General features: G+C 38.8%; 20 protein-coding genes. 13 read left to right on the top strand and 7 right to left on the bottom strand.

Annotated elements, in window-relative coordinates; all coding sequences use genetic code 11:
• The first annotated feature begins 166 nt into the window (after nt 1-166).
• The 8 genes from SB028_RS01875 (at nt 167) to SB028_RS01840 (ending at nt 6,167) form a co-directional block, all read left to right on the top strand.
• Nucleotides 167-337, top strand: a complete 171-nt coding sequence (locus SB028_RS01875) for a hypothetical protein (RefSeq protein ID WP_171729963.1) — start codon at nt 167-169, stop codon at nt 335-337.
• Nucleotides 337-1,272 carry an aspartate carbamoyltransferase gene (pyrB, locus tag SB028_RS01870; RefSeq protein ID WP_069369819.1) on the top strand — a complete coding sequence of 312 codons (936 nt, stop codon included), beginning with the start codon at nt 337-339 and terminating at the stop codon, nt 1,270-1,272. The genes SB028_RS01875 and pyrB overlap by 1 nt, the downstream gene beginning before the upstream one ends.
• Nucleotides 1,273-1,285: 13 nt before the next feature.
• Nucleotides 1,286-1,744 carry an aspartate carbamoyltransferase regulatory subunit gene (gene pyrI, locus SB028_RS01865; protein WP_006535648.1) on the top strand — a complete coding sequence of 153 codons (459 nt, stop codon included), beginning with the start codon at nt 1,286-1,288 and terminating at the stop codon, nt 1,742-1,744.
• Nucleotides 1,745-2,068: 324 nt separating this feature from the next.
• Nucleotides 2,069-2,455 (top strand): RidA family protein, encoded by a 387-nt coding sequence (locus tag SB028_RS01860; protein WP_006535650.1) that lies wholly within the window; start codon nt 2,069-2,071, stop codon nt 2,453-2,455.
• Nucleotides 2,456-2,799: 344 nt separating this feature from the next.
• A complete protein-coding gene (gene nrdD / locus SB028_RS01855; RefSeq protein WP_069369821.1) occupies nt 2,800-4,938 on the top strand; it encodes an anaerobic ribonucleoside-triphosphate reductase in 2,139 nt (712 codons plus the stop codon).
• A 4-nt stretch (nt 4,939-4,942) separates the two neighbouring features.
• Entirely contained in the window at nt 4,943-5,407 is a 465-nt protein-coding gene (gene nrdG / locus SB028_RS01850) for an anaerobic ribonucleoside-triphosphate reductase-activating protein (protein WP_069369822.1), read from the top strand.
• Nucleotides 5,408-5,433: 26 nt separating this feature from the next.
• Entirely contained in the window at nt 5,434-5,643 is a 210-nt protein-coding gene (locus SB028_RS01845) for a hypothetical protein (protein ID WP_023583554.1), read from the top strand.
• 161 nt (nt 5,644-5,804) lie between these two features.
• On the top strand, nt 5,805-6,167 hold the full coding sequence (locus SB028_RS01840) for a hypothetical protein (protein WP_077885164.1): 363 nt from the start codon (nt 5,805-5,807) through the stop codon (nt 6,165-6,167).
• A gap of 20 nt (nt 6,168-6,187) precedes the next feature.
• On the opposite strand, the gene SB028_RS01835 is transcribed toward SB028_RS01840, so the two are convergent.
• Both SB028_RS01835 and SB028_RS01830 read right to left on the bottom strand, forming a co-directional pair.
• Entirely contained in the window at nt 6,188-6,628 is a 441-nt protein-coding gene (locus SB028_RS01835) for a YhbP family protein (protein ID WP_069369824.1), read from the bottom strand.
• Nucleotides 6,629-6,742: 114 nt separating this feature from the next.
• Nucleotides 6,743-6,994, bottom strand: coding sequence for a YdgH/BhsA/McbA-like domain containing protein (locus SB028_RS01830; protein ID WP_069369825.1), 252 nt, complete (start codon nt 6,992-6,994; stop codon nt 6,743-6,745).
• Between the two features lie 287 nt (nt 6,995-7,281).
• On the opposite strand from SB028_RS01830, the gene SB028_RS01825 reads away from it, so the two are divergent.
• Nucleotides 7,282-7,581 carry a GIY-YIG nuclease family protein gene (locus SB028_RS01825; RefSeq protein WP_069369826.1) on the top strand — a complete coding sequence of 100 codons (300 nt, stop codon included), beginning with the start codon at nt 7,282-7,284 and terminating at the stop codon, nt 7,579-7,581.
• On the opposite strand, the gene SB028_RS01820 is transcribed toward SB028_RS01825, so the two are convergent.
• On the bottom strand, nt 7,574-8,080 hold the full coding sequence (locus SB028_RS01820; protein ID WP_069369827.1) for a GNAT family N-acetyltransferase: 507 nt from the start codon (nt 8,078-8,080) through the stop codon (nt 7,574-7,576). The two genes, SB028_RS01825 and SB028_RS01820, sit on opposite strands and share 8 nt — an antisense overlap.
• On the bottom strand, nt 8,074-8,607 hold the full coding sequence (gene ubiT / locus SB028_RS01815; RefSeq protein ID WP_069369828.1) for a ubiquinone anaerobic biosynthesis accessory factor UbiT: 534 nt from the start codon (nt 8,605-8,607) through the stop codon (nt 8,074-8,076). Before ubiT ends, SB028_RS01820 begins: the two co-directional genes overlap by 7 nt.
• A 216-nt stretch (nt 8,608-8,823) precedes the next feature.
• Here ubiT and ubiU point away from each other — a divergent pair, with 216 nt between their 5' ends.
• Both ubiU and SB028_RS01805 read left to right on the top strand, forming a co-directional pair.
• Nucleotides 8,824-9,819 (top strand): ubiquinone anaerobic biosynthesis protein UbiU, encoded by a 996-nt coding sequence (ubiU, locus tag SB028_RS01810; protein WP_069369829.1) that lies wholly within the window; start codon nt 8,824-8,826, stop codon nt 9,817-9,819.
• 13 nt (nt 9,820-9,832) lie between these two features.
• On the top strand, nt 9,833-10,711 hold the full coding sequence (locus SB028_RS01805; RefSeq protein WP_069369830.1) for a U32 family peptidase: 879 nt from the start codon (nt 9,833-9,835) through the stop codon (nt 10,709-10,711).
• Nucleotides 10,712-10,763: 52 nt separating this feature from the next.
• On the opposite strand, the gene SB028_RS01800 is transcribed toward SB028_RS01805, so the two are convergent.
• The 3 genes from SB028_RS01800 to SB028_RS01790 are packed head-to-tail and all read right to left on the bottom strand — an operon-like array spanning nt 10,764 to nt 14,053.
• Complete coding sequence (locus SB028_RS01800; protein ID WP_318859755.1) at nt 10,764-11,927, bottom strand: ABC transporter permease; 1,164 nt, start codon at nt 11,925-11,927, stop codon at nt 10,764-10,766.
• Nucleotides 11,927-13,072: an ABC transporter permease gene (locus tag SB028_RS01795; RefSeq protein WP_069369832.1), complete on the bottom strand. Its 1,146-nt coding sequence runs from the start codon at nt 13,070-13,072 to the stop codon at nt 11,927-11,929. The genes SB028_RS01800 and SB028_RS01795 overlap by 1 nt, the downstream gene beginning before the upstream one ends.
• 9 nt (nt 13,073-13,081) lie before the next feature.
• On the bottom strand, nt 13,082-14,053 hold the full coding sequence (locus tag SB028_RS01790) for an HlyD family secretion protein (RefSeq protein ID WP_069369833.1): 972 nt from the start codon (nt 14,051-14,053) through the stop codon (nt 13,082-13,084).
• A 234-nt stretch (nt 14,054-14,287) separates the two neighbouring features.
• Between SB028_RS01790 and SB028_RS01785 the strand changes: the two genes are divergently transcribed.
• Together SB028_RS01785 and btsR are read left to right on the top strand one after the other, a co-directional pair.
• A complete protein-coding gene (locus SB028_RS01785) occupies nt 14,288-15,994 on the top strand; it encodes a sensor histidine kinase (RefSeq protein ID WP_069369834.1) in 1,707 nt (568 codons plus the stop codon).
• Entirely contained in the window at nt 15,994-16,710 is a 717-nt protein-coding gene (btsR, locus tag SB028_RS01780; RefSeq protein WP_069369835.1) for a two-component system response regulator BtsR, read from the top strand. Before SB028_RS01785 ends, btsR begins: the two co-directional genes overlap by 1 nt.
• Nucleotides 16,711-16,726: the final 16 nt, after the last annotated feature.

The raw sequence follows: 16,726 nt of genomic DNA, 5'->3' as shown, positions 1-16,726 counted from the left end.
TGCAAAACACCTATTTTTTTATTGATAAAAAATAGGTGTTTTCTTCGTTCAAACTCAAGCTTATTGATTTTTAAATTAAAAAATTTTTTTTTGTAAAAAATAAAAGCAAACGCTTGCGTGCAACATTAAGATGCGTATAATGCGCCACAATTTGTCAGGAGGAAAGATGAAACAGCGCCTATTCCAATTTGTAACAAAAACAAGCACCTTAGCGGGTCGCAAGCGCATTCTCTTTTTTCCAATAGCCCAATTTTTTAAAACCCCTCTTATTGAGGGGTTTTTTTTGGCCTATAAAAAACCCTCTATCGCACAATTCATCGCTAAAGGAGAACTCTAATGACTAATCCGCTCTACCAAAAGCATATTATCTCCATCAATGATCTGGACCGAGAAGATTTGGAGTCTGTTCTTCACGTTGCTAATAAACTAAAACAGCAACCTAACAACGAATTGTTGAAAGACAAAGTGATTGCGAGTTGCTTTTTTGAAGCATCAACACGTACTCGCTTATCATTTGAGACAGCGATCCACCGTCTAGGCGCATCAGTTGTCGGTTTTTCTGATGGAAGCAACACTTCACTGGGTAAAAAAGGTGAAACATTAGCGGATACCATTTCGGTTCTTCGTACTTATGCTGACGCCATTGTTATTCGCCATCCTCAAGAAGGCGCAGCACGTTTAGCCTCTGAATTTGCGGGCGATATTCCAGTACTGAATGCTGGAGATGGTGCTAACCAACATCCAACACAAACTTTACTGGATTTGTTTACCATTCAAGAAACACAAGGTCGCTTAGATAATCTCAATATCGCAATGGTTGGTGATTTAAAATATGGTCGAACAGTGCACTCACTAGCACAAGCATTAGCGAAATTTACAGGCAATCATCTCTATTTTATTGCCCCTAAAGTACTCGCCATGCCAGAACATATTCTTCACTTACTGGACGAAAAAGGTGTTGAATATAGCCAGCATGAAACCGTAGATGAAGTCATGTCAGAGCTGGATATCCTCTATATGACACGCGTGCAGAAAGAGCGTTTAGACCCATCTGAATACGCAAATGTTAAAGCACAATTTATCTTGACCAGTGCAGACCTTGTGAATGTGAAAGAAAATCTCAAGATCCTACACCCACTACCACGTATTGATGAAATCACAACAGATGTCGATAAAACGCCTTACGCTTATTATTTCCAACAAGCAGGCAACGGTATCTATGCACGTCAGGCATTACTTGCCTTAGTTCTGAATAAAAACTTAGTTCTTTAATAAGGAGCACACCATGACACATGATCACAAACTAAAAGTTGAAGCTATCAAACGTGGGACTGTTATTGATCATATTCCAGCGCAGGTGGGCTTTAAAATTCTCTCCCTGTTTCGTTTAACTGAAACGGACGAAAGAATTACAGTCGGCTTTAATTTACCATCTGAAAACTTAGGCAAGAAAGACTTAATAAAAATTGAAAATGTCTTTTTAACCTCAGAACAAGCAAACCGTTTAGCAATGTATGCGCCTCAAGCAACTGTAAATATTATCGATGATTATCAAGTCGTTAATAAGATGGCATTAAGCTTACCAGAGCTACTTGAAGATGTAGTACCTTGTCCTAATAGCAACTGTATTAGTCATAACGAGCCAGTACAAAGTAGTTTCCGAGTAAAAAAACTGGCCTCAGATGTTGTATTAACCTGCAAGTATTGTGAAAAAGAGTTCGAACGCCACGCCGTCATTCGTTAATTCTTTTCACTCTCTGCCCGCAAGGGCAGATCATTTTTTATAAAAATAGAATAATTATCTCTTAAAAGTCCCAAGACTATTTTTAGTAAAAATAAAAATAGTCTATTTTTTCTTTTTTATAAAAAATATTACTATCACTTGCCCATTTTTATGGTTTAAAACCAGTGTTAACCCCCCCTCTAGCTCTACGTTTATTTTCTTTTTAGACTTGTAGACTTTATGATAAAGCCTGACATCTGTCATATTGCTAACCTAAAGCACTGGCTATAATAGCGCCACACTAATCGAATGTTAGCGTTAATCTTATAAAAACAGGAGTTTTACATGTCTTACGAAATTAATACCGATAAAGCCCCAGCAGCGATCGGCCCTTATGTACAAGGGGTTGATTTAGGTAATTTAGTGATCACTTCAGGTCAATTACCTGTTGATCCTGCAACTGGTGAATTTGTTTCTGATAATGCAGCGGAACAAGCTCGTCAATCTTTAGAAAACGTAAAAGCAATCATTGAAAAAGCAGGTTTAACTGTTGCTAATATCATCAAAACAACTGTTTTCGTAAAAGATTTAAATGATTTTGGTACAATCAATGCTGCTTATGAAGCATTTTTCAAAGAGCATAACGCGGCATTTCCTGCTCGCTCTTGTGTTGAAGTTGCACGCTTACCAAAAGATGCAAAAGTAGAAATCGAAGTTATCGCTATCCGTTAATTTCGTCTCGATAGCAAGCCATAAAAAAGCAAAGGTCTCTTTATGAGCACTTTGCTTTTTTTATGTTCTCACTTTTTGATGAATAATTTATCACTTCTGTGTTTGGCACATATTTACAATTCAGCCAATCCCTCTTGATGCCTGATGTAGCAAAAATACCTTGATGTAGATCAGTTTTAATGAAGATTATTTCCCTTTCAATTACTACATATTGTGCTTTAATACACACCAACCTACAATATATAGTAATTATGCACATCTTATCCACAATAAGCCTGAATGCTGTGCCATCACCTGTTTTTATGGGATTTGAGCCTGTGGATAAATAATTAAGGAGCAAGATTGTGAAAACCATAGTGATAAAACGAGACGGATGTAAAGTCTCTTTTGACCAAACCCGCATCAGCGATGCTATCAAAAGAGCCGCCGTAGCTTGTGAGATCACTGATGATGATTATTGCGAATCCATCGCTCAATCTGTTTCACAATCTCTCGCAGGACGTTCGAATGTCGATATCCGTGAGATCCAAGACGCCGTAGAAAATCAGCTGATGGCTGGCGCACATAAAGATGTCGCCAGAGCCTATATTGAATACCGTCATGACCGAGATGTTGCTCGTGAGCAACGAGGAAGACTCACTCAGGAAATCCGAGGTCTTATCGAACAAAGTGATGTCTCTATTCTTCATGAAAATGCAAATAAAGACAGTAAGGTTATCCCGACCCAGCGCGATTTACTCGCAGGCATTGTGGCTAAACATTACGCAAAATTACATATCCTGCCAAGAGATGTGGTACTGGCTCATGAGCGTGGTGAAATTCATTATCATGATCTCGATTATTCACCGTTTTTCCCTATGTTTAACTGTATGCTAATTGACCTTAACGGCATGTTAAACAACGGCTTTAAAATGGGAAATGCAGAAATAGAACCCCCTAAATCTATTTCAACAGCAACAGCAGTAACTGCACAAATTATTGCACAAGTGGCAAGCCATATTTATGGCGGTACAACGATAAATCGTATTGATGAAGTATTAGCCCCATTTGTAAAATCAAGTTATGACAAACACTATAAAGTCGCGCAAGAATGGCAAATAGCTGATAAAGAAGCTTATGCTAATGCACGCACTGAAAAAGAGTGTTACGACGCATTCCAATCTTTAGAGTATGAAGTTAATACACTACATACTGCGAATGGACAAACACCATTTGTTACTTTTGGATTTGGTCTCGGTACCTCAAAAGAAGCCCGTCTAATTCAACGCGCTATTCTTGAAAATCGTATGGCTGGTTTAGGAAAAAACCGTAAAACGGCAGTGTTCCCTAAACTCGTTTTTGCCATCAAAGATGGCTTAAATCATAAATTTGGTGATCCTAATTACGATATCAAGCAGCTTGCTCTTGAATGCGCAAGTAAACGTATGTATCCCGATATCTTAAATTACGATCAAGTTGTTAAAGTAACAGGTTCATTTAAAACGCCAATGGGTTGCCGTAGCTTCTTAGGTGTTTACGAAGAAAATGGTGAGATGATCCATGAAGGTCGTAATAACCTTGGGGTCATCAGCCTAAACTTACCGCGTATTGCTATTGAAGCTAAAGGTGATGAAGCCACTTTCTGGTCACTACTTGATGATCGCCTCGAATTAGCGAAAAAAGCACTGATGACACGTATTGCGCGTTTAGAAAATGTCAAAGCCCGTGTAGCCCCAATCCTTTATATGGAAGGAGCGTGCGGTGTTCGCTTAAAAGCAGATGATAATGTAGCTGAAATCTTTAAAAATGGCAGAGCCTCAATCTCATTAGGTTATATCGGTGTCCATGAAACCATTAATGCACTGTTTGGCACTCAAACACACGTTTTTGATGATGAAACCTTAAGAGAAAAAGCGGTCGCCATTATTCATCGTCTACGTGAAGCAACCGATCAATGGAAAGCTGAGACAGGTTATGGATTTAGCCTTTACAGCACACCAAGTGAAAACCTCTGTGATCGCTTCTGTCGTTTAGATACGGCTGAATTTGGCATTATTCCTGGTGTTACAGATAAAGGTTATTACACCAATAGCTTCCACTTAGATGTTGAAAAGAAAGTAAACCCATACGATAAATTAGACTTTGAAGCGCCTTATCCTCCTTTAGCTAATGGCGGTTTTATCTGTTATGGCGAATACCCTAACCTACAACATAACCTTAAAGCGTTAGAGGATGTGTGGGATTACAGCTATACCCGAGTTCCTTACTACGGTACAAACACGCCAATTGATGAATGTTACGATTGTGGTTATACCGGTGAATTCTCTTGTACCAGTAAAGGGTTTACTTGCCCGCGTTGTGGTAATCATAATCCAGCAAGAGTCTCAGTTATTCGTCGTGTCTGTGGATATTTAGGCAGTCCAGACTCACGTCCATTTAATGCAGGTAAACAAGAAGAAGTTAAGCGTCGTGTAAAACATCTGGCAAATGGCCAGTTAGGTTAATAGTGTGAATTACCATCAATATTACCCTGTTGATGTAGTCAATGGCCCTGGTACTCGTTGCACCCTGTTCGTTGCAGGGTGCATTCATCAATGCCGAGGCTGTTATAACAAATCAACGTGGTCATTAACGTCCGGCAAACCTTTTACCCAAGAAATGGAAGATCAGATCATTGCTGATCTCCAAGACACTCGTATAAAACGGCAAGGATTATCACTTTCAGGTGGCGATCCCCTACACCCTCAAAATCTTTCTGCTATATTAAAATTAGTACTACGTATTAAAACGGAATGCCCTGATAAAGATATTTGGGTTTGGACTGGCTACTTACTGGCTGACTTAACCCCAGAGCAGCAAGAAGTTGTTAACCATATTAACGTACTGATTGATGGGAAGTTCGTACAAGAACTTTATGATCCCGCATTACTGTGGCGTGGTAGTAGTAATCAGGTGATCCATAAATTGAAGTAATACACATTGAATTAGCTGGAGGATGTATGCCTTTAAGTGATAATAAATATGTAAGCTTTTCTGAAGATCATGAACTGAACTACCATTTAAAAAAATGGGGTAAGAAGCAGTCTAAAGCGAATCGAGAACAACTCGTGAAACTAGGCACCGAATTGAAAAAGAAACTCGGTGCTAAACATCTCCAACATACTGAAATAGATGCTGAGATAGAAAAAAATCTTTCCTCATTTGAGTAATCCTTAAAAGCCCATTTATATAATGGGCTTTTTTCTCTTACCACTCTGACTTAATCACGCCAGTTATCAAATGCGAATCATTTTCAAAAAAGATAGTCAAAGAGATTAGTTTTGTTTTATTATTAACTCTCTTAACTATTCTTTTTATGATTGTATTTGATATGAAATTAGCAATTTTTTCTTTATTCTCAATAACTTTACTTTCAGGTTGTAGTAGTACTTGGGAACCTAAAGGTGCATCAGATTACACATTACAGGAAGCTAAAATGCTTTGTGAGTTTGATGCGAATACTCGCTACCCTATCCGCAAAGAAGTGCTACAACGTACCGTTTATCGTGATGTGCAAAAGACGTGTCGCAAAGATGATAAAGACCACTGTGGTGATAAAAAAACCTATACTGAACGTGTCCCTATGACAGAAAGCTATGTTGAAGACATAAACCAAGAAGACAGAAAAACCTTTTACACTTCTTGTATGTCTTTAAAAGGATGGGAACAGAAAAACCACTATTTTTGGGAATAGTCGAAAATTAAAAAAGAAATTTAATCACGCTGCCAATAGAGCTTAGTACCAAAACCTAGCTGATTATTGACCATCTTAATTTCTTGCAATTGCAGTTCCCATAAAGGCACATGGATGGCGGCTAATGCGACAGGAAAGCGTAAACAATAATGTTTTCTTGCGTTGATGTCGTCCTTACCTGTCAATAAAGAAACAGTCCCAGTAAATTGAATACCTTGCAATTCGGATACAACCATTTCTTGTGTGCTAATACTGCCTGCAACTAATAAATTTTTCTGCATCATTTGAGCATGCCGTGTTTTCTTTTCAGAAAGAAAAACAAGCCTCATCTGATTTTCATCAAACCAATAAAAACAATTCGCACACCAAATATCATCTACCGAGCACGTTGTGCATACGGTAAACACATGGTTGCCACTTATATATTGTTTAATTATTTTGATCGAGTCTAAGGAAGACATAATATACCTGTATAGATACAAAAAGAGACGCTGTTTAGTTGATAATTATATCACCAAAACGAGCGTCTTACCGCGTGTCTCTTATTACAGGCTATTTATCGTCAGCAGTGAAAATTAACGATAAATTTCAGCATTTACAGTGAGGTAATCATCACCTGTTGCACCAACAACTTTAAAACCTTTTGCGCCTTCATCTTTTGCGATTTGAGCAATTTTAGTTGTTAAACCATCTAGAGTATCACTACCTGTGATTGTGATATACTCACCATTAACTGAAGGACTTTTTGATACACTATCAGATGCCAGTGAACCGAATGAAATAGCACTTAAAGCTAATGTTGCAGCGATTAATGTAGATTTTTTCATAATAAACTCCAAATAAATTCTAATTTTGTTAGGTATCGCGGAGTGTCTCTCTGTGATGTGGATCATATTATGCGCTTTAATTTAACTTTAAAATTAGCAATAATTGCTGTTCAATTTCAAAAAAATTGAATGTCTTTTTTTTAATAATAGTGTCTATTGTCACAAAATTTTCACAACATATTGATATATCTAATAGATTTTATTTTGATAAACCGATAAATGACTCACTTAAAAAATTAAGAAGTATTATTTATCAAAAGAAAAAATAGCACAAAAAGGAAAAAATGATGACAGAGACAATATGGTCACTCTATATTGTTAGAAATCGTCTCGGTTCTCTTTATACAGGGATCACAACAAATGTTGAGAGACGTTTTCAACAACATCAGAATGGAACTGGCGCTAAAGCTCTGAAAGGCAAAGGTCCTTTATTACTGGCGTTTTATTGTCAAGTAGGAGATCGGCAACGTGCTTCTCAGCTTGAATACCAATTAAAGCAGTTGAAAAAGACACAAAAAGAAAAGCTGATCATTGACCAGCCTTCAGACATTGCACTGTATTTAATACAACTAAATAAATTTAGCTAAATTGGTCAAATAATGGTGAATAATTGACTAAACCATGGATATCATCAACATTGCCATTTTCTAACGTATAAAGCTGAAAAGCATCTTCTGTATCAGGCCATTTACAATGTAAACCCTGTGAGTTAGCTGGAATAAAACCTGATTTTTGATAGTACTCAGGATCCCCTAACACCACAACGGCACCGTAACCAAATTCATTTAGGCTATCTAACCCTTCATTAATCAGTTGACGTCCAATACCTTGTTTCTGGAAATCAGGTGCAACAGCCAGAGGTGCAAGCCCAACCCACTGGCAATCTTTTCCATCAATATCAACAGGTGTAAAACCGATATAGCCAACCAATTGGCCTTCATCGCTAATTGCCACCATACCTAATGTTAATAACCCTTCTTCACGTAAATGCCCGACTAAATCTGCTTCAGCGCCTGTCGGAAACGCTTGACGTAAAAGGTTATCAATTGCAGGAATATCAACGGGAATTTCAACACGTATTAGCATGAAGTTGAGCTCAGTTCATGGCTGCGCAAAGTGTCTTCATTTTCTTCTTGAAGCCCACTTTTTACAAACTCAGCCAGTTGTAATAAACCAAAACGCAACACAGACGGCATTGAGTCTAATTCAATTGCATCCATCAGGTTCTTAACATATAACCCAAGTTCTGTATCACCCTCAATTTGTAGACGACGTTGGAAAAATAAGGTGTCAGGATCTTCTTTGCGAGCAGCAATTAAAATCAGATCATTCGCATTTCCGCTAAAGCTGACATCTTCTTTTTCTAAGCGACTGACCACTAATTTATCATCACGAACACTGATAAACCACTGTAAATGTAAGTCTCTTATCTCAACTTTTAGCCATTTATCTTCTAAAAAATGTAAATCACCCTCAGCTAATGATTCACGAAACTGCCAACTTAAAAACTGTTCTAAGATATCGCGTTGCAAAGCAAATGGCGTAACTTGTAAAGGGTAACGTAAAAAACGAGGTCCCTCTTTAACCAAATGGGTACGAATTTTGTTAAACACGTTCGGACTCCTATAAATAAAATTATGGGCTATTGTGCCAGATATAGACAGATATTCTGCGATCCTATATCAATATTCAGTTAATCCGTTGTTCACATTTTGAGTTCTTTGATTTTACTTAAGCAAAAAACAGCGTTCTCTGCCCTAAATCAAAACCTTTTTTTATCTTGCTCATTACAATTTCTGATCATTCTTAATTTCTAAAGGGAAGTGAAGATGGAATTGCTGTGCCCTGCGGGTAACTTACCTGCCTTAAAAGCGGCCATAGATAATGGTGCGGATGCCGTTTATATCGGCTTAAAAGATGATACTAATGCAAGACATTTTGCAGGTCTAAATTTCACAGAAAAGAAGTTACAAGAAGCGGTTAATTATGTTCATCGCCACCAGCGAAAATTGCATATCGCAATAAATACCTTTGCTCACCCCGATGGGTTTGAACGCTGGCAAAAAGCCGTTGATATGGCGGCATCTTTAGGTGCTGATGCGCTGATCTTGGCGGATATCGCCATGTTAGAGTATGCTGCCGAGCGTTATCCTCATATTGAACGTCATGTTTCGGTACAAGCTTCTGCAACCAATACACAAGCGATTGCGTTTTATCAACGTAACTTCGATGTGGCGCGCATTGTTCTTCCCCGTGTTCTATCTATTCATCAGGTCAAACAATTAGCACAAACTAGCCCAGTACCTTTAGAAGTTTTTGCCTTTGGTAGCTTATGTATTATGGCTGAAGGTCGATGCTATCTTTCTTCTTATTTAACAGGTGAATCTCCAAATACCGTAGGTGCTTGCTCTCCTGCCCGTTTTGTACGCTGGCAACAGACACCACAAGGAATGGAATCTCGCCTTAATGAGGTGCTTATCGACCGCTATTCACCCAATGAAAATGCAGGTTACCCAACATTATGTAAAGGACGCTATTTTGTTGATGATCACTGTTATCACGCATTAGAAGAGCCAACAAGCCTCAATACGCTTTCTCTATTACCTGAGCTGATAGCGATGAATATTGCATCCGTTAAAATTGAAGGTCGTCAACGTAGTCCCGCTTATGTCACAGAGGTCGCAAGAGTTTGGCGCGCGGCAATTGATCAATGTAAGAAGGATCCTCAAGGCTTTAACACGGATCCACGTTGGATGAACGCATTAGGAAAAATGTCAGAAGGGACACAAACAACATTGGGTGCTTATCACCGTAAATGGCAATAATAAGGATAAGAAAATGAAATATGCATTAGGATCTGTACTTTATTATTGGCAAAAAGAAACACTTGAAGCGTTCTATGAAAAAGCAAAACAGAGTGATGCTGATATCATTTATTTAGGTGAAACGGTTTGTAGTAAACGTCGGGAGACCAAGCCACAAGATTGGATAAATCTCGCCAAAGAAGTCGCTAAAAGCGGTAAGCAAGTGGTTCTTTCGACCTTAGCATTATTACAAGCCCCCTCTGAATTAAAAGAAATTGCTAAATTAGTTGATAACGGTGAGTTTTTAGTTGAAGCACATGATTTTGGTGTGATCAATATGCTTTATGAACGGCATCTTCCTTTTGTCGCAGGCCACGGGCTTAACTGCTACAACGCTTATGCACTACGTTTATTATATAAACAAGGCATGATGCGCTGGTGTATGCCCGTTGAGCTTTCGCGCGAATGGTTAAATAATCTTTTAAATCAATGTGAAGAATTAGGTATTCGCAATAAGTTTGACGTTGAAGTACTGGCTTATGGGCATCTTCCTTTAGCTTATTCAGCGCGCTGTTTTACGGCTCGTTCTGAAAATCGCGCTAAAGATGATTGTGAAACCTGCTGTCAAAATTATCCTCAAGGCCGTGAAGTACGCTCACAAGAAAATCAGCAAGTATTTGTTCTTAATGGTATTCAGACACAAAGTGGCTATTGTTATAACTTGGGTAACGATCAAACATCAATGGCAGGACTAGTCGATATTATCCGCTTATCTCCTGAATCTGACGCTATTTTTGATACCTTGAAACAATTTCGCCAAAATGAACAGGGTCAACAACCACTGACAACTGTTCATCACCATGATTGTAATGGTTATTGGCGTAAGTTAGCAGGATTGGAATTGGTAGAATAAAAATATTTTAGTAAATCATAACATGATGAAATAAAAAGCCCTTAAGGGCTTTTTATTTTGATTCGCCACGATGATGTAACCAATGTTTAAATTGGTGCGTAATATGTCTTAATTCCCCATTACGTAACATGCCCACTAGTACGCCTAATACAGTGTAAATCACACCTAAAACCAGCATCATCACGATATCACCCAATATGCTTTGGAATGATAGTCCCATTTGATTAATCCCTGCCATGGCATTGACTGCCCATGTAGACGGTAATGCAGATGAAATGGCAAATACCCAGTCAGGCATCGCTTGTAAAGGCCAAATCGTGCCGGAAATATAGAATACGGGGGTTGTGACAAATGCCAGTGTCAGATAAATCATCTCGACACTGCGTAAGCATTCTGTAATTAACTTGCCGAGACCTAATACTGCCAATAGGAATGGGAAAGTGAGCATCCATACTTGGTAAAGCGGAGCCTCTTGCCGATAACCTAATACCCAAGGCCATAATGCAAAGAATACCGCAGATAAAAATAACCAAATAGGGATAAGTGCCGATAATGCCCCTAAATAAACCGCTAAAGGTGGCTTTCCTTTTGGCGTACTCCTGACGGCAATACTGACACGCACACAGGCAATTAAAAGGGAGTGTTGCAATAACATCACTAATAATCCTGGGAAAATAATCGCAGCAAAACTTACTCCAGGGTTATACATCGCAATGGTTTCACCCTGAATGGGCTTTAATAGAATTTTTGATTGTTCAACACTAAAGCCTGCATTTTGTAAAATGCGCCCATTGTAAGAATCTAATAACCGTTGATAAGCCAACATCAATTCCTGCTGAATTTGCCCGCTGGCAAGGCGGTTTGTGGCGTCACCGAAGACTGGCACAGTGACATTTTTACCATTAAGTAGTTTTTTCTCGAAATCAGTTGGAATAATAATGATGGCAAAAAGCTCACGCATAATCATATCATGGCACGCTTCATCTAAATTATCGTAGTTCTTAATGCTTAATTTTGGTGTCGAGTTTAATGCTCGAATAAGTGAATAACTTGCTGGGCTATGATCTTGATTAATCACCGCCACAGGCAAATCCCATAAAACAGGTTTGGCATACACCAAACTCATAATGCATAGGGAAACGATAAGTAGCATCCACATGGGTTTTTCTAACATCCCCAATAGAACACGCTTAAAAGTTTGAAAGTACATCTGCATCATGCAACACCTACCTGTAATTCCAATCGTTTAAAAATACGTTTGCGAACCAAGAAGGCGATAGCAAAAGGATAAATCAGCAAAAGTGAACAAACATATAAAATACCTTGTAATGATACTTCTCTTAAGAAGATATCAAACATCGCATTTAAGGCGTGCGTTAATGGTTCTAAATTAGAAATAATCTGTGCAGGTAAAATCATGGAAAGTTCAGGTACAGCCATGCCTGAAAATGCCAATGCAATACTCACCAACATACCAATCATACTGTATGCCGTTATCGCACTATTAGTAAACGCAAAGAGTAGCAATCCCACACTTTGAGCGGCAATAATATAGAAAAATCCCACTAACACCATATATAGCGGATTACCGTTCACTTTCGCTCCCGAAAAATGCACTAATGCGGCTAATTCAACAATTAATAACGTTAAGAAAAACAGGGTGTAAGGTGCAAGCTTACCAATCAGTGCAAAGGTGAAGGGTTTAATATTCAATAGCATATTACCGCGCGACAATGAATAAATCGTGCAGGTCACGACAAATAGCTGGAGCATATGGATCGTAGCCGCAAATTGCTGATAATAAATATAGCTACCACTCGCATTAAATAAACTGTCATAAGAGAGAGTGACTTGTGCTAATGGTGGAACAGGTTTATTCATTTCTTGAGCTAAAACAGTGCGATACTGCGCATTCAGCTCTGCTATTAGTCCACTAAAATCCTGTATTGCATAGCTCCCAGCAGCGTAATACAAGCCGTTGTAATACATGCGTGTGGTGGGTTGTTTTCCAGCTAAGACCTTACTTTCAAAGTGTCTAGGAATGGTCAGTATTGCATAATCCTTCGCACTACCAAGCCGCTCCATTGCTGTCCGAGGGTTTCCATCTAGCGTATTTAATTGTGCATGAGAGCCTGCATTTAAGTCTCTGATCAATGTTCTCGATAATGGGCTATTGTCATTATTGATCACTGAAACTGGCAAATTCAGCAATGTACCTTCAGAAAAATTAGCACTGATTAACGTGAATAACATCAATGGAAATAGCCAGCTTAGCCAGTGAAAAACAGGGCTACGAACCGCCATATGCGTTTCTCGTGAAAATGCGCTACTAAAGCCACGCCAAGCTGCCTTTACTCTCATTGTTTGTCCTTATTTATCCCAACGCCATAATGCACTCATACCAGGGCGAAGCCCTTCAATTGGCGTCACTGGATACAGTCGGATCTCAAACGTTTTTAGATCGAAATCACCCGTTGCTCTTGTCGCTCTTTTTGTTGCGTAGTCTCCCATTGGAGCGATATAGCGAATTTCAGCTTCTATCTCTTTGTTACCTAATGCAGGAACCATAATCGTAATGCGATCACCTTTGCGAATATCCGCTAAGATATCTTCACGAAGGTTATAAACAAAATAGGCATCAGGAATACGAATAAGGGTTGCAAGTGGGCTATTGGCATTAAAAAGCTCACCAATTTCCGCCGGAATAGGTCCCACTTCACCATCAACAGGTGCTTTAACTTGTAAATCCTCTTGCTGGATCTTCAATTCGATAAGCTGTTGTTCTGCTTGTTGTACTGCTGCTGTATATTTATGGCGTAATTCAATACGATCGCCATTTTTAGCTTCATCCAATTCTGCTTGTGCACCTTTGACTCGTTGTGATGCAACATCACGACTACGGCGCGCATTATCCAGCTCTGTCGCGGATACATAACCTTGGTTAGCCACTGCGCTGATACGCTGATAATCTCTTGCCGCATTAGCTGCTTCTACTTTGGCTTGAGATAACATTGCTTCTAGGTTACGAATGCTCTCTTCTCTTGTGCCGTGTAATGACAAATCTAATTGAGCTTGAGCTTGTGCTTTAGCCGCCTCAAGTGCAGCAACTTGAGCATTGAGTTCAGGGCTTTCTAATGTGATCATTAATTGCCCTTTTTTGACATCATCACCTCGCTCTATATGGCGTTCAATAACACGACCTTTCGCTTTAGAGGCAACAATCACTTCTGGTGCATCAACTTCTCCTTGCAATAATAAATATTGATTATGCGCACGGAAAAGTACGGCTAATGCAATGAGTATTAGCATTAATAAAATAAGATAAATGGCTCTTTTTTTCATATAACGATTAGACCTTAATAGTGAAGTAGAACACTCACTGACAGAGTTATATTACACAATAACTCAGAATTTCTTTAAGAATTTTGTGCGCCAGATCACTGACGTAAAGGAATATTTTCTTTGATAGTGCGATTAAGTTATTCTTATATCAAACTTTATCGCCTAATTAATATCCCCGTTTTATCTGAACTTTTTATATTTATCCAGATAGAAAAGAGAACGGTACTCATATTTATGTATGAATTTGATCTTATTTTGCTGTTATTACAGCAAATGTGTGTTTATTTAATTATTGCTTGGTTTTTAAGCAAAACACCTCTATTCACGCCACTTTTGCAGGTCACAATAAAACTACCACATAAATTGATGTGTTACGTCATATTCTCTATTTTCTGCATTATGGGTACCTATTTTGGGCTACATATTAATGATTCTATTGCTAATACACGTGCTATTGGCTCTGTCTTAGGTGGGTTGCTAGGTGGTCCTTACGTCGGCTTTCTCGTCGGTTTTACGGGAGGGTTACACCGCTATTCACTCGGAGGTATGACTGCGTTTAGCTGTATGGTATCGACCATTGTCGAGGGATTAATTGGCGGATTAGTTCACCGTTATTACGTAAAACACGGGCAGATGCATCGAATATTTAACCCATGGACAGCGGCAGTCGTTACCTTCTTTGCTGAAATAATACAGATGAGCATCATCCTATTATTGGCTCGTCCGTTTAATGAAGCACTTGCTTTAGTGAAAGATATTGCCGCCCCGATGATCGTAGCAAATACGGTGGGTGCAGCGATGTTTATTCGAATATTACAAGATAGACGCGCGATATTTGAAAAATATACCAGCGCATTCTCAGCTCAAGCATTAAAAATCGCTGTTTGCACTGAAGGTATTTTACGTAAAGGATTTAACCAAGATAATAGCACCCGTGTGGCAAAAGTGATTTATCAGGAGTTGAGGGTCAGTGCGGTTGCCATTACAGATAGAGAAAAACTGCTCGCTTTTATTGGCATCGGTGCTGATCACCATTTACCAGGTACACCTATTTCCTCAGTTCAATCCAAGCAAGCCATCAATAATAATGAAGTTGTCTATGCTGATGGCAATGAAACCCCTTATCGTTGTACGCTTTCCCCTCATTGCAAGTTAGGCTCAACCTTAGTTATTCCCCTAAGAGGGGAAAATAATCAAGTCATTGGCACAATAAAGCTTTATGAGGCTAAAAATCGCCTATTTAGTTCTATTAATCGTACCTTAGGTGAAGGCATCGCCAGTCTATTATCTGCACAAATTCTAGCGGGACAATATGAGCGAAATAAGCAATCTCTTTTAGAATCAGAGATTAAACTCTTACATGCTCAAGTGAATCCTCACTTTCTTTTTAATGCACTAAATACATTACAAGCGGTTATTCGCCGTGATAGCGAACAAGCAAATCAGCTTGTGCAATTTCTCTCTGCGTTTTTTCGTAAGAATTTAAAAAGACCAGAAGCCGTGGTGACATTAAGTGACGAAATTGAGCATGTAAATGCCTATTTGCAAATCGAGAAAGCGCGTTTTCAGGAACGTTTACAGATTGATATTCAGATTCCGGAAAGCTTAGCGAATGCTCGTTTACCTGCTTTTTCACTTCAACCTATGGTCGAAAATGCAATTAAACATGGAACGTCACAGTTATTAGACACAGGAAAGATTACAATTAGAGCACATCAAGAGCATCATTTAATCATTATCGAAATTTGTGATAATGCCGGACTTTACCGTCTTCAATGCCCATCGCATCAATTAGGCTTAGGCATGAGACTAGTGGATAAGCGATTAAAATTACGCTATGGCGAGCTTTATGGTGTTTTAGTGGAATGCCAAGCCGATGAATATACAAAGGTGAAAATTTGCTTACCTCTCGAAAAAAGCATGGATGACGTTACATTATAATGAATATATTAATCGTTGATGATGAGCCGTTGGCTCGTGAAAACTTACGTTGTTTACTTGAAGTTGAAAAAGATATTCATATAGTTGGTGAATGCAGTAATGCGATTGAAGCCATAGGAGAAATACATCGCAAAAAGCCCGATGTGGTTTTTCTTGATATTCAAATGCCTCGTATTACGGGTCTTGAAATGGTCACCATGCTTGATCCTGAACATCGCCCTTATATCGTCTTTCTCACCGCATTTGAAGAGTATGCCATTCAGGCTTTTGAAGAGCACGCCTTTGATTATCTACTCAAACCATTAGAGCAAGAGCGCCTAACAAAAACATTAAATCGTCTACGCCAAGGTAATAAGCAGAATATTGATCTCCTCACACCGCCTGAAGAGCGGTTAAAATGTATACCATGTACAGGTCATAGCCGTATTTGGTTAATGCCAATTGATGAAGCGGTATTTGCAACATCAAGACTCAGCGGTGTTTATGTCACCAATAATCAAGGCCAAGAAGGTTTTACAGAATTAACATTACGCACGTTAGAAACACGGACACCATTAGTCCGTTGCCATCGCCAATATTTAGTCAATATGGATTATGTTAATGAGATTGTTTTTGGCGATAATGGGCAGGCCGAATTGATATTAAATAATAACAGCCAAATTCCTGTTAGTCGTCGATATCTAAAACCGTTAAAAGAAGCGATTGGTTTGAGTTAATAACTGATAAGGAGAG

Origin of the sequence: Proteus vulgaris, assembly GCF_033708015.1 — a bacterium.
In the GTDB taxonomy this organism is placed as follows: domain Bacteria; phylum Pseudomonadota; class Gammaproteobacteria; order Enterobacterales; family Enterobacteriaceae; genus Proteus.
The sequence above is the reverse complement of the archived record's forward strand: the minus strand, read 5'-3'. Positions and strand labels throughout refer to the sequence as shown.